The 15,999-nt window shown below is 22.7% G+C and carries 12 protein-coding genes and 1 pseudogene; 3 read left to right on the top strand and 10 right to left on the bottom strand.

The annotated features are described in order from the left end of the window. Positions 1-360 precede the first annotated feature (360 nt). From B2G44_RS01310 to mscL, 9 genes are all read right to left on the bottom strand, one after another. Positions 361-723, bottom strand: coding sequence for a PP-loop family protein (locus tag B2G44_RS01310; RefSeq protein ID WP_257616361.1), 363 nt, complete (start codon positions 721-723; stop codon positions 361-363). Between the two features lie 5 nt (positions 724-728). Beyond that, positions 729-2,471 (bottom strand): aspartate--tRNA ligase, encoded by a 1,743-nt coding sequence (gene aspS / locus B2G44_RS01315; RefSeq protein WP_078123055.1) that lies wholly within the window; start codon positions 2,469-2,471, stop codon positions 729-731. Then, positions 2,471-3,760 (bottom strand): histidine--tRNA ligase, encoded by a 1,290-nt coding sequence (gene hisS / locus B2G44_RS01320; protein WP_078123056.1) that lies wholly within the window; start codon positions 3,758-3,760, stop codon positions 2,471-2,473. Before hisS ends, aspS begins: the two co-directional genes overlap by 1 nt. A gap of 125 nt (positions 3,761-3,885) precedes the next feature. Continuing rightward, complete coding sequence (gene mnmA / locus B2G44_RS01325) at positions 3,886-5,031, bottom strand: tRNA 2-thiouridine(34) synthase MnmA (protein WP_078123057.1); 1,146 nt, start codon at positions 5,029-5,031, stop codon at positions 3,886-3,888. Between the two features lie 4 nt (positions 5,032-5,035). Beyond that, positions 5,036-6,868: a nitrilase-related carbon-nitrogen hydrolase gene (locus tag B2G44_RS01330; RefSeq protein ID WP_143325101.1), complete on the bottom strand. Its 1,833-nt coding sequence runs from the start codon at positions 6,866-6,868 to the stop codon at positions 5,036-5,038. Between the two features lie 63 nt (positions 6,869-6,931). Continuing rightward, entirely contained in the window at positions 6,932-7,669 is a 738-nt protein-coding gene (locus B2G44_RS01335) for a YitT family protein (RefSeq protein WP_078123058.1), read from the bottom strand. A gap of 42 nt (positions 7,670-7,711) precedes the next feature. Then, positions 7,712-8,806, bottom strand: coding sequence for a peptide chain release factor 2 (gene prfB, locus B2G44_RS01340; RefSeq protein ID WP_078123059.1), 1,095 nt, complete (start codon positions 8,804-8,806; stop codon positions 7,712-7,714). Positions 8,807-8,845: 39 nt separating this feature from the next. Further along, positions 8,846-11,341: a preprotein translocase subunit SecA gene (secA, locus tag B2G44_RS01345; RefSeq protein ID WP_078123065.1), complete on the bottom strand. Its 2,496-nt coding sequence runs from the start codon at positions 11,339-11,341 to the stop codon at positions 8,846-8,848. A 530-nt stretch (positions 11,342-11,871) separates the two neighbouring features. Beyond that, positions 11,872-12,300 carry a large conductance mechanosensitive channel protein MscL gene (mscL, locus tag B2G44_RS01350; RefSeq protein ID WP_078123060.1) on the bottom strand — a complete coding sequence of 143 codons (429 nt, stop codon included), beginning with the start codon at positions 12,298-12,300 and terminating at the stop codon, positions 11,872-11,874. A gap of 435 nt (positions 12,301-12,735) precedes the next feature. Between mscL and B2G44_RS01355 the strand changes: the two genes are divergently transcribed. Next, entirely contained in the window at positions 12,736-12,972 is a 237-nt protein-coding gene (locus B2G44_RS01355) for a hypothetical protein (protein ID WP_078123061.1), read from the top strand. 566 nt (positions 12,973-13,538) lie between these two features. On the opposite strand, the pseudogene B2G44_RS02495 reads toward B2G44_RS01355, so the two are convergent. Further along, positions 13,539-13,859: pseudogene (locus B2G44_RS02495) on the bottom strand (sigma-70 family RNA polymerase sigma factor); the annotation flags it as partial. A 969-nt stretch (positions 13,860-14,828) separates the two neighbouring features. Here B2G44_RS02495 and B2G44_RS01365 point away from each other — a divergent pair. Both B2G44_RS01365 and B2G44_RS01370 read left to right on the top strand, forming a co-directional pair. Beyond that, a complete protein-coding gene (locus tag B2G44_RS01365) occupies positions 14,829-15,188 on the top strand; it encodes a hypothetical protein (RefSeq protein ID WP_078123062.1) in 360 nt (119 codons plus the stop codon). Between the two features lie 490 nt (positions 15,189-15,678). Continuing rightward, on the top strand, positions 15,679-15,861 hold the full coding sequence (locus B2G44_RS01370) for a DEAD/DEAH box helicase family protein (protein ID WP_078123063.1): 183 nt from the start codon (positions 15,679-15,681) through the stop codon (positions 15,859-15,861). The last annotated feature ends 138 nt before the right edge of the window (positions 15,862-15,999 follow it).

The following is a 15,999-nucleotide window of genomic DNA, read 5'->3' on the forward strand; positions in this document are numbered from 1 at the left end:
TCTCCAAGTTACTCTAAATTTCGACCTTAATTCTTTAGGGGAAGTATCCTCTTTAGCGAGGCTGATTCCAGGTTTTCTTTAGTTGATAAACTACTCAATACAAATGATTTATATTAGTAAACTCTGGACTGTTCGCTTTAGCAACTTTCGGAACAGGTCTCATTATTACATCGATTTTCCTTCTTAGGCCATTTCAGGCTTCTCCATCGAATTATTTGGTGGCGGTATCTTATTGACTAATTTGCTTTTGTCGCAACCCGCTTTTATAGTCTGCTGTAATCTGACATTCTTTCGTTTGTTAGACCGACCATCTCCTTTCAGGGTTTATCAGCCCTGGCTATTGGTTAGATAGCATGAAATTTAGGCCTCTTTGGCGCCCTCATTTAAATGATGAGCTGTCATAATATAACGAGTTTTATATTGGACAGCTATTTTTTGCAAATATAATTTTCGACTTAAACTAGCTTGATTTTGAAAATTTTTATTTTCCAAATTTAATTCAAAATAATAAAAAGGTATTTTACGTGATTGACAATATTCATTTACTAAAACTTTATCCTGATAAGAACTTTCTCTTTTTAAATGATTAAAATGAACTACAATTATTTGAAATTTTCTAGAATATAAATAATCTAATAAAGTCATAGAGTCAACACCACCGCTGATCGAAAGAATATATTTATATTCTTTTTTTAATGACATTGCTAATGATAATAAAAACATAAACTTCAATTATCTTCCTTAGATAAAAATGATAAACTTAAAATATTTAATTGCTTTTGAGTGACAGTAGCAGGAGTCTGCAACATCAAATCTTGTGCTGTTTGAGTTTTAGGAAAAGCAATAACATCTTTAATATTATCTGTATCAGTCAATAACATAACAATTCGATCTAAACCTAAAGCAACGCCACCATGAGGAGGTGTGCCGTATTGCAAAGCTTCTAAAAAAAAACCGAATTGTTTATGCATTTCTACTTCAGAAAAACCTAATGTATGAAATATTTTTTTTTGGTAATCATATTGATAATTTCTTAAAGATCCGCCACCAATCTCATAACCATTCCAAACCAAATCATATGCACATGCTTTTGCCTCATGAGGATTTTGATCCAAAATTAAATAATCTTCTGGTTTAGTAAAAGGATGATGCATAGTTTTATATTTATTTTCTATATCGTCAAAAATTAATAAAGGAAAATCTATGATCCACAATAAAGATAATTTTTGAGCATCAATCAAATTTAAATCTTTCGCTAATTTATTTCTTAAAAAACCTAAAGCTTCATAAGCGTTATAAGATTTTCCCATAGATGAATCGAATACACAAAAACAATATTCATTATTTTTTAAAAAATTTAATTCTTTATTTAAATAATTAACAAAATTACCTTGAATTTTATTATCAATTTTAATTAAATAATACAAATCTAATTGATATTGATTTTTAATCCAATGACAATATTTTGAAATTGTCTTTTTATTTAATAAGGATTTTTCTGATAAAATTAATCTAATACCTAAAATATCAAATTTATGGATAATTTCTGATGATATTTCAGATAAATTGAAAAAATTTGTTAAATTTTCTATACATAAATCAAATCTTAAATCAGGTTTATCGGAACCATATTTTTTCATAGCTTGATCATAAGTTAATTTGAAAAAAGGTTTCTCAATTGCATAATTTTTAAAATTTTTAATTAAACATATCATAATTTTTTCTACTAAATTCATAATTTCTTCTTGAGACCAAAAAGAAATTTCTATATCAACTTGGGTGAATTCTGGCTGACGATCCGATCGCAAATCTTCATCACGAAAGCAACGCGCTATTTGAAAATATTTTTCAAATCCAGCAATCATATATAATTGTTTAAACAATTGGGGAGATTGAGGCAAAGCATAAAAAGATTCAGGATACAAACGCGAAGGTACTAAATAATCCAAAGCTCCTTCAGGTGTAGATTTCGCTAATATAGGAGTTTCTAATTCGAAAAAACCCTGAGATATTAAAGTTTGACGTATATTTTGAGTAATATAATGTCTTTGTAACAAATATTTTTTTTGTTTTTCTTTTCTTAAATCCAAGTAACGATATTTTAATCTGTGACTTTCATTACTAATATTTTTATCTTCAACTACCAAAGGTAAGGGTTTCGCTTCTGATAAAACATATAATTGACTTATTACAATTTCGATATCACCAGTTTTTAAATTAGGATTTTTATTAATTCTTTCTACTACTAGACCTTTAACTTCGATAACAGTTTCTATCGTTATTTTAGATATTTCTAAATATTGCGGATGATTTTGTTCTATAACTAATTGTATTAATCCTGAAAAATCTCTTAACATTAAAAATATTTTATTTCTTAAATTGCGTTTACGAGCAATCCAACCTTTTAAAAAAACTAGTTCGCCTTGATTTTTTAAATTAATTTCATTATTATTATAGCTATATTTACTCATTACGATTGTAAAGTTAACTCCTTTTTTAAAAAATTAATAATATTATTTAAATTCACATTATAAATTATTTGGGTAGCAGTATTTTTAACTGTCACATAACTTTCTTTTAATTCTTTAGTTCCCAGAAAAATAAGATAATTAGGTTTTAATTTTAAAGCTTTTTTGATACATTTAGTTAAATTAATTCCATTATTATTATAAATAATTTCAGCATGAATATTATTTTGACGTAATTTTTGAATTAATCTAAAAGCTTCGTAATTAACTGAATAATCTACTGATAAAACACATACATCTAATAGTTTAAAATTAATATTTTTCCAGAAATTATTATACTGCAAAGCCAATATTAATCGTTCTATGCCGATAGCAAATCCTATAGCTTTAATCTTTTTTTTATTTCCAAAATGATAAATTAAATCATTATAATTACCACCACCACCTAAAATTAATTCAAAAGATTCTTCATTAGATATCGGTAATACAATTTCAAAAACTATATCGGTATAATAATCTAATCCTCTAACTAAAGTTGGATCAACATAAAAATTAATATTTTCTTTTTTTAATAATGATAAAAATATTTCAAATTGATTTTTAAGGGATGAATCTAAAAAATTTAAAATTAATGGGGCTTTTTTTAAAAAAATTTTATTTTGGCAAATTTTACAATCAAAAATCCTTAAAACATTGAATCGTTTACGTTTCAAACATAAAGAGCATAAATCTGATGAAAAATTTTGTAAATAATCAGAAAAAATTTTAATAAAATTTTGACGCGTTTGCGTATTACCCAAATGATTAATTTTAATTTTTGCCTGAGTTAAATTAAAAAAATTTAAAATTTCATTAACTAAACAAAAAATTTCTAATTCAGATAAATCATGATAATTACCTAACATTTCTATACCTATTTGATGAAATTGACGATATCGGCCGAATTGAGGTCTTTCATATCTAAAAAAAGGACCACAATAATAAAATTTATAAATATCATCAAAATTATAAAACTTATTCTCTAAATAACTACGAACGATACCAGCAGTTCCTTCTGGTCTTAAAACAATCTTTCGACCTTTTTTATCTAAAAATTGATAAGTTTCTTTGTTAACCATTTCAGAATAAGGTGTAGCATGATAAAAAATATCACGATACTCTAAAATAGGGGTACGTATTTCTTGAAAATGATATTTCTCCATAATTTTTTTTAAATTATTTTCTACAAATTTTAAATTTAACATTTCTTCTTGAAAAAAATCTTTAGTACCTTTAATTTTTTTAATATTCATAACTAATTTTAATATTCCTTTTGAACAATCAGTATATATAAAAAAATTAAATTAAAATTAAATCATTATAAGTTTTTTTATATTTTAAAACCAAAACAATAATAAATTGAATTATTCATTTTTCCTTAAACATACTGACGTTTTTTATTTTTATAATAAACTTCTTTAATCATCCCTGCGCCTAAACAAATATCTTCATAATAAAAAGCACATATTTGACCAGGTACTACTGCTTTAATTTCTTTAAAAAAAATTCTTAATTGTTGTTTATTAATCCAATAAATTTTTACTTCTTGTTCGGGTTGTCGATAACGAAATTTCGATTTTAAAATCATAATATTCGGGTATTTAAAATATTTATAATCTCGCCAAACAACATTAATAATTAATGCGGAATCACTATATAAATATATACTTTCAGAATTTTGATCCACATAAAGAGTATTAGTAACTAAATCCTTGCCAACCACAAACCAAGGAGATAAATTATAAGATGTATTACCTAGATTTAAACCTTTACGTTGACCAATGGTATAATAAAAAACTCCTAAATGTTTTTGAGATAAAATATTACCTTTAATATCTTTGATTAAACCTTTATTAATAGGTAAATAATTTTGTAAAAAAGCTGAAAAATTTCTCTCTCCGATAAAACAAATACCCGTTGAATCTTTTTTATGAGCTGTCGCTAAATTTTCTTGATAAGCTATTTTTCTTACTTGCGTTTTAGTTAATGTACCTAGAGGAAATAAAATTTTAGTTAATTGATGTTTTTGTAATTGAGATAAAAAATAACTTTGATCTTTGTTTTGATCTTTAGCTTTTTTTAAAATTTGATCGTTATCGATAATATGTAGACGTGCATAATGGCCCATAGCAATAAAATCTGGCTTAAAAAGGCGATTAACATAATCAGAAAAAATAGAAAATTTAATATAATTATTACATAAAACATCAGGGTTTGGAGTTAAATTTTGATTAAAAAGATCTAAAACATAAGAAAAAACTTGATCCCAATATTCTTTGGAAAAATCAACAAAATGACACTTAATATTTAATTGTTCGGCAATTTTTTGAGCATCTTGAAAATCCTGTATTTGAGGGCAAATGGTTTTTTTAAGAAAAGGATTTCCTTGAATATCATAATTTAAACTACTATCCCAATTACGCATAAAAACGCCTTCAACTTCGTATCCTTGTTTTTTTAAAAGAAAGGCAGACACACTACTATCGACACCACCAGATAAACCAATAATAACTTTTTTCTTCATGATACTATTTTTTGTGTTTGCTCGAAAATAAAGTTAAAAATTTGAAATTAAATTCAGATATTAAATTAGTTTCTGCTCGTTCTAATAAACTATTTTCAAAAATTTTGGGACCTGAAGATATATAATTTCTTTGATTTTGACTTTGGTAAAAAATTTTTAAAGTGCGATAAGTTAAATCTAAGCTATCTTCTATATTAATATCAAATGTTTTGGCTAATAAAAAAGCAATTTTTTCTAAAGTTAAACTATATTTTAAATAATAAAACAAAATAAAATCTTTTTTGATAATATTATCGTTATTAGATTGTAAGGTAGCTTTTTTTTGATAAAAAGATTTTAAATCGGGGAATTGCGAAAATATTTCTTGATTTAAATGAAATAAAACTAATTCTGCTATTAAAGTGTCTGATAATCCGATATTAAGATTAAAATTCACATCAAAATTATATAAATTTTTTGTGAATCTTCCTAAACTAATATCAGATAAATTATGATTTTCTAAAAAAATATTAATTTCTTTCAAATCAATAAAATTCCAATTATGATTAACTATATTCATATTTTTATTATTATCCGATAAATCATTACAATGCAATAATAAAGATGAATATTTTTGATAATTATTAATTCCTATTTTTTGCAAAAAATCTTTTATCAAATCAATAAACAAAACATCGGAATCCTTTATAAAAATATTTAAATCATTAAATTTTTTATTATTTAATTTAAAACTTTGAATTACTACTAATAAATTAATTAAATCATTTAAATTAGAACTTATAGATAAAAAAAATTTGCTATTCGGATACAAAGATAATTTATTACATAAAAATAAACATTGCAAATGATTGGATAAAAGTAACTGTTCATTTAATTCAGATTCACTTACAAAAGGTTTGATACTCCATTTTTTTTCAAAAATAAAATCTTTATCTTCATTTAAATCGAAATAAGATTTTGCAATTATTATTTTTTTAGATTCTAAAATTTGATCTGCATAAGTAGTATCTATTAAACGTTGATGTTTAATAAAATCTATACAAATATCTACAATTAAACTTGTTTCTGAATTGAAAATATCTTTTTCTCCTATTAAATTTCCTAAAAGAGCAGCTATTTTATGATTAGAAAATATAACATCATTAGACATTTCGCTTTTCATACCATTACTAACATAAAAATAACCCCCAATTTGCTTACGAGAATGATTAATAACTGCCATACGACGTAATTTTGCTTTACCTAAATGTTCTGTAGAAGCAGATAAATTAAAAATGAAATGTGCTCCTTTTTTTATCAATAAATCACTAGGAGAATTAATAGTCCATAAATCTTGACAAATTTCTACTCCAAAACAAATATTAAAAATTTGATTCACAAATAAAATATTTCCAAAAGGAATTTTTTGATCTAATAAAGTAATTTCTTGCATTTCTGTTATTACATGACCAGAAGTAAACCATCTTTTTTCTCGAAATTCTTCATAATTCGGAATAGTATATTTCGGAATAATTCCCAAAATTCTTTGTTGTTGTATAACGATGGCTACATTAAAAATCATATCTTGCCAAATTAATGGCATTCCTAAAATATAAACGCCTTTGAAAGAGTTTTTTTGAATAATATAGTTTAAAGATTTTAAAATATTATTATTAAAATCATTTTCAAAAAAAAAATCACCAGCTGTATAACTGCTTAAACATAATTCCGGGAAAACTACAAAATCAGCTTTACTTTTATCTAACACCTTTAAAATAATATCATTATTTTCATCAAATTTTCCAAAAGTTAAATTAGGGTTTGTTAATTCAATTTTTAAAAATCCATTCTTGTACATTAAGTTATTTTCAGTAATCAACCTTTCTAATAAAATAATTCATATTATTCATTTATTCTAATATTAATAATTTAAATTATTATTATTTTCAACCAAATTAAATTTAACTTTTTTATCCATAATCCAACCAATAATATAAATAGATAATAGTGATAATATAATTCTTATCATAATTTCTGAAAACATGTTAAAAAGATTTATTTGATCAAAACTTTCCAAAATAGAAGATAAAAAGATTAAAATACCATCAGTAATAAATAAAGAAATTTTAAAATTCATTCCGCAAACATCTTTTAAAAATTGTTGAAAAACATCCATACCTCCGGTAGTGAATCCTAATTTTCTAATGTTAGCTTGAGTAAAACCTATTAATAATCCGCCTAATATAGAGGCAATAAATAATCTCCAATATTCATTATTCCACACTAACAAATTAGTCAAAAAAACTGTCGATTCACCTAATATATAAGGAAGACAAGACATTGCTATCATCAAAATAACAGCTAAAATAGCACTTTTTAATATAAATTTTTTACCAAATATTTTATATCCCATAATTATGGCTAAAATATTATAAAAAAACATAAAATAAATCATTATTTTATCAGAAATAAAATAAGAATTATTTGTAAATAAATTACATAAACGAGCACTTGTTAAAGCTAATCCATCAGTTCCGCCTATATTTAATTTACTACCCAAAGTAAATACAAACATAGTTATTGCTAAAATAATATCATTTAAAATAAGTATTAACCATGTATTAATATTATTGTGATAAAATTTTGGTTTTTTATTCATATTTTGATCCTTTTTCAGAAAAAGATTTTTAATTAAAATTAATTAATTATCACTCCTTAAAAAAGCATTAATAAAATCATCTAATTCGCCATTCATAATATCAATTATTTGAGAACTTTCATAATTAGTACGATGATCTTTAACTTTTTGATAGGGATGGAAAATATAACTTCTAATTTGCGATCCCCAACCAATTTCTTTTTGATCTGATTTCAAATTATCTTCTTTTTCTTTTTGCTTTTGCAAAGCTAATTGAAACAATTTAGTTTTCAAAATTTGTAAAGCTTTTTCTTTATTACGAATTTGACTTCTTTCGTTTTGGCAATTCACTACAATACCAGTAGGTAAATGTGTAATACGAACCGCAGAATCAGTAGTATTTACATGTTGACCTCCAGCTCCACTACTACGAAAAACATCTATTCTTAAATCTTGTTCTTGAATATCAACAGTAATTTCTTCGTTAATTTCCGGCAGAATTTCACAAGAAGCAAAAGATGTATGTCTTTTAAAATTAGCATCAAAAGGTGATTTACGAACTAAACGATGTATACCTCTTTCAGATTTAAAATATCCATAAGCATAAATACCTTTAATTAAACAACTAACAGATTTAATACCAGCTTCTTCGCCTGTCTGCAAATTTAAAATTTCCAATTGAAATTGTTTTTTTTGAGCATATTTTTTGTACATCCTAAAAAGAATTTCACACCAATCTTGAGATTCCAAACCACCAGCACCGGAATGTAACATTAAAATAGCATTATTTTCGTCATAAGTTTTGTTTAATAAAACTTCAATTTCTAGACTTTTAATATCTTGTTGTAATTTTTTCAATTCTAAAATTAACCAAGTGAAATTTTGTTGATCATTTATTTCGTCGCTTGATGATAATAAAGTTAAAGCTTGATGTTGTTTTTGTAAATTAGTAAAATGATTAATTTTATTTTGTAACTGACTAAATTTCCGAGTAACATGAGCAGCTTCTTGAGGATTATCCCAAAAACTCGGTTTTGACATCAATAATTTACAAGATTTTACTTTTTCTAACAAATTCGGGACATCTATTTTTTGTTCTAGATTGAATAAAGTAGATTTTAAATTATTTAAAATTTGATGAAATTCATATTTTTCCATTATAAAAAATTATCCCCTCCGGAAATTATATTTTTTTAATTAATCCCAAGGTTTTTTAATATATTTTTTATTCTTTATTTTATTTTTATCATTTGATTGCGATGATTCAATAAAATTTACATCATGTAACAAATCTTCGAAAAAATTTGATTTTAAAAAAATTTTGGTAATATCTTGAGAAATATTTTCGATCATACGATTAAAAAATTTTTGACCTTCTTGTTGATAAACAATTAAAGTATTTTGTTGTCCATAACTTAAAAAATTAATACTTCTTCTTAATAAGTCCATATCATTTATATGACGTTGAAATTTAACATCAATATTTTTTAATATAATTAGTCTAATAATATTTAAATATTGTTGCATATCGGATTTAGCAAATTGTTTTTTTTGTATGTCCAAAAGATGATGAGCTTTCTTCAAAATAATAGATTCTATTTTCGAATAAGATAAATCTTTTTGATTATTTACTTGGAAATCTACTTCTTTGAAAGTATTTATAGGAAAAAGCTTAATTTCAAAATAATTAATTAATTCTTTTATAATACTTTTTTGATCTAATTTTTTATATTTGCTTTGTTGCGTTGAATTAATAAAATTTTTAACTTCATGTTTCAAAGTTTTAATAATAATATTCCACAAAACTTCTTCAATTTTTTCAGAAGCTAAAATTTCTTTACGTTGTTTGTAAATAATATCTCTTTGCAACTGTAAAACAGAATCGAATTTTAAAACAAATTTGCGATATTCAAAATTAGAAGATTCTATTTTTTTTTGTATATTGGTAAATAAATTAGTTAAAAAACGAGAAGATACTGCATTATTTTTTTGTTGATTACTATATTGCAACAAATTAACTAATTTACTAACTTTATTAGAACCAAAACGTTTTATTAAATCATCTTCTGCAGAAACAAAAAATTTAGTATAACCAGGATCTCCTTGTCTACCTGAACGTCCACGTAATTGATTATCAATTCTTCGCACTTCATGTCTTTCTGTTCCTAAAACAGCTAAACCACCTAATTCCGCAACACCTTCCGCTAAACAAATATCTGTTCCTCTCCCGGCCATGTTCGTTGCTATAGTAACAGCGCCTTTATAACCCGCTTTAGCTATTATTTCAGATTCTTTTAAATGATTTTTAGCATTTAAAACTTCATGAGATATTTTATTTTTTTTTAAATATTTGGAAATTTGCTCTGATATTTCGACACTGACGGTGCCTATTAAAATTGGTTGTTTTTTTGAATGTCTTATTTTAATTTCTTCTATTAAAGCTTTCCATTTTTCTTTTAAAGTTAAAAAAACTACATCAGGAGCATCTTCGCGAATCATTTTTTTATTAGTAGGTATTTGAATAACTTTCATATTGTATATACTAATAAATTCTTTTTCTTCGGTTTTAGCTGTTCCAGTCATACCGGATATCAATTTATAATTTCGAAATAAATTTTGATATGTAATCATAGCAGATGTTTCAGTTTCTGCTTTAATAAGACAATTTTCTTTCGCTTCTAAAGCTTGATGCAAACCATCACTAAATTGTCGACCAATCAAAGCGCGACCTGTAAATGGATCAATAATTACAATGTTATCATTTTGTACTAAATAATCTTTGTCTTTTTCCATAATAAAACAAGCTTTTAAAGCGTTTTTTATGAAATGTAATAAAAAAGAATTTTTATTACTATATAAATTATTAATTTTAAAAAATAATTCTGCTTTACGAATACCTTCTTCAGTCAATTCAATAGTTTTGGATTCTAAATCGATTAAATAATGTTCAGATTTTAAGGATTTAGCGAAACGATCAGCATCTCTATAAAATTTAATACCAGGTCGTGTATTATTAGAAATAATTAAAGGAGTTCTAGCTTCGTCAATTAAAATAGAATCAACTTCATCAATAATTACATAACCATATTCACGAGTCATTAAAACATTATTAATATCGCTTTCCATATTATCTTTTAAATAATCAAATCCGATTTCACTATTAGTAGAATATAAAATATCACAATTATAAGCTATTTTTTTTTCTCGAATAGTTTTATTTTTAAGATTTAAACCTACACTTAAACCCAAAAAACGAAAAATATCCCCTATAACGCCTTCCGCTTCACGACGTGCTAGATATTCATTAACAGTTACAATATGAACACTCTCGCCTCCTAAAGCATTTAAATATGCTGGCATAACAGCTGTTAAAGTTTTGCCTTCTCCAGTCTTCATTTCTGCAATATTTCCCTTATGTAAAACGATAGCTCCCAATAATTGAACATAATAGGGTGTTATTTTGGCTACTCTAGTAGAAGCTTCACGTGCCAAAGCAAAAGCTTCAACCAAGATACTATCTAAAGACATGCCATCTTTTAATTTTTGTCTTAATTTAAGAGTTTCTTTAGGAAAATCTTCATCTTTTAATTGAGACATAAGATTACTTAATCGATCAATTTTATCAGCAACTTTTTTAACTTTCTTCAAATATCTTTTAGAAGGATTATGAAATTGTTTAAAAAATCCTAATATTGTTTTTACACATTTTAATATCATTAGATTATAATCCTTTTTTTAATATTATAGATTTAATTAATAATTTATTCCTAAATATTTATTTAGAAATAAAATTTTTATAATAGTGTATTTGTATGCAATAGTAAATTGAAATTTACAATTTTAATTATAGTTATAAATTGATAATTATAAGTTTTATCCTATTAATTATAACAAAACTGCTAAAAAAAATATATTTTTGATTAATTATTTATTAGTTATTTAATTTCATTACAAAAAAATATATTTTAAAAATAATGAATAGTTGTTTTATTTCCGATTTATTAAATCTTCTTAAAATTATTAATCTTACAAAATAATAAAATTATTTTAAAATATTATATTAATAAAATTTTATTTTGAATAAAAAAACCTCTCCAAGTTAAAAATATTTTATATAAAAAAATAATAAAAATAAAAGAGTGCTTTTTTATTCTAAAACAAAAAAGCACTCTCGAAATGAATTACAAAAAATTCAAATAATTATATTAATAAAAAAAATTTGATTATTTATTTTGATTAATTAAAATATCTTTAATTTCTTTTAAAATTTTAACTTGTTCATGTTCGATAGAAATTTTATTTTCATTTTGATTTTTTTTACTAAAATATTTAGAAAAATATAAAACAATTAAATACAAAATAAATGAAACAGATAAAAAATCAAAAACATTTTGTAAAAAAATACCATAATTCAAATAAATATTATTTTTTAATTGCCAATTTAAAGTTTGCAAAGAAGAACCTGTATCACTAAAAAGATAATTAATAGGAGGCATAATTATGTCAGTAGCTAAAGAACTAACTACTTTAGTAAATAATTGTCCTAATATAAAAGCAACTGCTAATTGAACAATGTTACCTTTATTAATAAAATCCTGAAAGCCTTTTTTAAACTCTTTAACTTTATGTAAATTAATATTTTCAGATGGCATTTATACACCTCTTTTTTTTATAAATTTTTTTAAATTTGAAAAAATTAATAATATTTATAGTATTTTATTGATATATTTTTATCTTTAAAAATGTTTAAAATTCGTGAATTAAATAAATATATTTTATAAAAACATTAATAAATAAAAAAACCAAAAATTTTTTAACTTTAACTATAAATTAGAAAATTTATATATAGTGAAATATCCGGATATATTTTAAACTAAAAAAATTAATATGTCAAATAATACCGATAACATAAGCTATAAATAATTTAGAAAACAACAATAAATTATTATAAAAATATAATTTATCACAAAAATGAAAATAAAATATAAAATATTTATTAGAATAAAAAATATATTTTTTTATTGATAATATTCAATAATAAATTTTTTATTTGAATTTGTAAAATTAATAAATAAGGAAAGAAAATCATGGAAAATCTTGAAATACAATTTACAAATATCACATTATTTTTTATATGTGTATTTATGCTATTAACAATTTTATTATTCTACTTTTTTTATAAATGGGGTTATTTTTGTGGACTTAATAATAAAAGCATTATTTTTCCTTTAATTTTATCTTTTTTAGTTGGATTAGGTGGAATTCTTTTTGTACTTATAGGTTATCATGCAGGCATTATCAAAAAAGATCAAAGTAAAAAATAAAAATATATAATAAAATATAATAGATAAAAAAAATAAAAATTTTTTTATATAACTATATCAAAACAAATAAACTATAAAAAGTTGATGACGAATTTAATGATCTATTCATAATTATTAAAATCAACTTCCTTAGTTGATTTTATTTAAATAAATAAAAATTATCTAAATTTTTAAAAATATTTTTCACTAAAATTATTTTTTATTTTACTTTTAATAATTATAAAAATAAATATACATGTATTAATAATAGAATAGATACAGATAGATTATTTATGTTTTGAAATTAGGAATGATTGAACTATTCCATATTTTTAAATAATTTTTATTTAAAATTGTGCTTTAAGACTAAAAAATAAGTTGATAATTTCTTATCTTTTCAAATTTAATAAATATTATTTTCATTTAAAAAAGTGTTTAAACATTTTTTATAATTCTTTGTGTCAAAAGATATTCTTTTATATTTTATCTTCTCACTATATATTTAAGTAAAAAAAGTGAAAAAATCGTCAAAAAAATGAAAAAAATAATTTTAGTTAGAAATTAAACATTTTTCTTTAGAAAATTTTTTAAAAAACGGAACAGTTTGCTTCGTTGATATTTTCTAAAGGAATACTAAAACTTAAATGAATAATTTTAAATTTGGTTTTACTTAATATTATTTTTATTTTTTTAAAAAAATTTTCATGATTAACTTGTTTTAACTAACGTTAATATTTTTTTTGGAGGATTGAGGTTGAATGAATTTTTTTGATTAGTTCTCTAATTTCTAATTTAATGATTGGTATAGATTAAGCAATAAAGTCATAACCTAAATCTTCGTAATTATCTAAGGCTTTGATTAATCAAAAAATCCCTTTTTGATATAAATCTTTTTTAATTAAAACTCGCTAATAATAATTTTTTCCTTAACATTTAATTCCTAAAATATTTTTAGAAAAGCTGAAGTTTCACTTTTTATTCTTTTTAAAAAATAAAAAGACCAACTGATAAGTTGATCTTAATGATTATTAAGCAATTGTTTAGTTGTAATACTTTTGGGGCGCAGTGCGATGCCCCGATCGAATCCTGGTTTAGTAATTTAAAAGGGTGGTTTAAAAGTCGTTATGGAGATTAGTATCACTATTTAAAATTCATGAATTTAAACTTTTTTATAATCAAAAATGGTTAATGAAAAAAACTTAATTATCAAAATCCGCTTAATTATTTACAAAATTATCCATTAAACAATCAGATAACTTAATCAAGGTTAAATTAAAAATTGCTTTTTTATTAAATATATTTATAATAATACAATAAGCAATTATGTTTTTATCCAGTACAAAAAATAATTCTTAATCATTATTTATTCTATGTAAAAATTTTATAAAAAAAATAAGGATAAATTTTTAATGTTTGATATTTTTTTAATAAATGTTTAAAGTTTTTTATTATATTTTTAATAAAAATTTTAATCATTTTATGGGTCATTATGAAAATACATCAATTTCACAAAAAATGAATACGATTAAATTTATAGAAAAATAAATAATAGATTTTGTTGAAAATTCAAAACAAAAATATCCAAATTTAATTAATAATGATATTAAAAATATAACCAAATAGATTATTTTAAATGGTGATAAAGAAGATAAAAATCAAATTCTCCTAATATTAGTATAAATTCAACAAATACAATCAAATGATTCAATTAAAAAATTACAAAATTATTTAAATATAATAAAACAAAACACAAATTCCTTATCAAACTAATTAATATAACTATTAGAATCTTTAACAAAAATTAATATAGATCAAGGAATACATAATAATATAATTTTTTAATTAAAAAAGGATAAAAAGGATGAAATTAAAATATAATGAATTCATATATTAAAACAGTATTACTTTTTGTTAAAGTTTGCGCAGCTGTTTGTTGCGGGTGTAATACCATAGATATGTATAAAGAAGAAGTTAATGAATACTGGCATCCTATAAAACAGGAACAAAAATTAAATTATCATAAAAATAAATTAAAAGAGATATGTTTAAATATTTTAGATAACAAAGATAATGGAAATTATGAAATAGTATTTGAATATAATAAAATCAAAATTGACATACAACAAATAATAAAAGATATAGACGATTTAAATATTGAAAATATAATACAGTTTAAAAAAAACATTATTGATTATTATCAAAATAAGGATCCTAAGATATATTTTTTTATTTCATAAAATAGATTCCTCCATTTCTTAATGAAAATAAAAATATTTTTTTAAAAATAGTTTAAAACACGTTTCAAAAAACAAAAATAATTCCTCCGCCTCACCACTCACCAATTACATTAAAGAACGTCCTTCTTTCAAAAGGGGGCGCTAAAGAGAACTAAATTTCCTGCTATCTAACCAATGCCAGGACTGATTGAGGTGTTCCTATAATGATACCTGTTTGTTAACTAAAAAATTTAGTAAATTTAATAATATTAATTTCCAAAAAATAAATTAAAAATGTTTTAAAGACTAATATTTTTATTTTGTTAATTTACAAAATTTTTGTATAATACGAAGAAGGTTATATTTATCAAGTAATTCGTTTACTCATCTTCAATATATTAAAAAATATATTAAAAGTTATATTTAATTATATATTTATATTATTCTTTGAAAATAAATATAGTAACAAATATAAATGGTTAATCAATTAAAAGGAGATGTTTGAATTAAAATGTTATTACGTCCAAGGCAAAAACAACTTGTTGATAAAATAATTAAAATTTTAAAACACAAAAATACATCTTTGTTTATTGCTCCTACGGGTTCTGGTAAAACAATTATGTTCTCTTTTATATTGAAATACTTTTTAGAAGAAAAAATAATTAAAAAAGCTTTAGTTATATCGGGGCGCTAAAGATGCCTAAATTTCATGCTATCTAATCAATAGCCAGAGCTGATAAACCCTGAAAGGAGATGGTCGGACTGACAAACGAAAGAATGTCAGATTACAGCAGACCATAAAAGCGGGTTGCGACGAAAGCAAATTAGTCAA

Source organism: Candidatus Phytoplasma citri, from assembly GCF_002009625.1.
GTDB classification, from domain to species: Bacteria; Bacillota_I; Bacilli_A; order Acholeplasmatales; family Acholeplasmataceae; genus Phytoplasma; species Phytoplasma citri.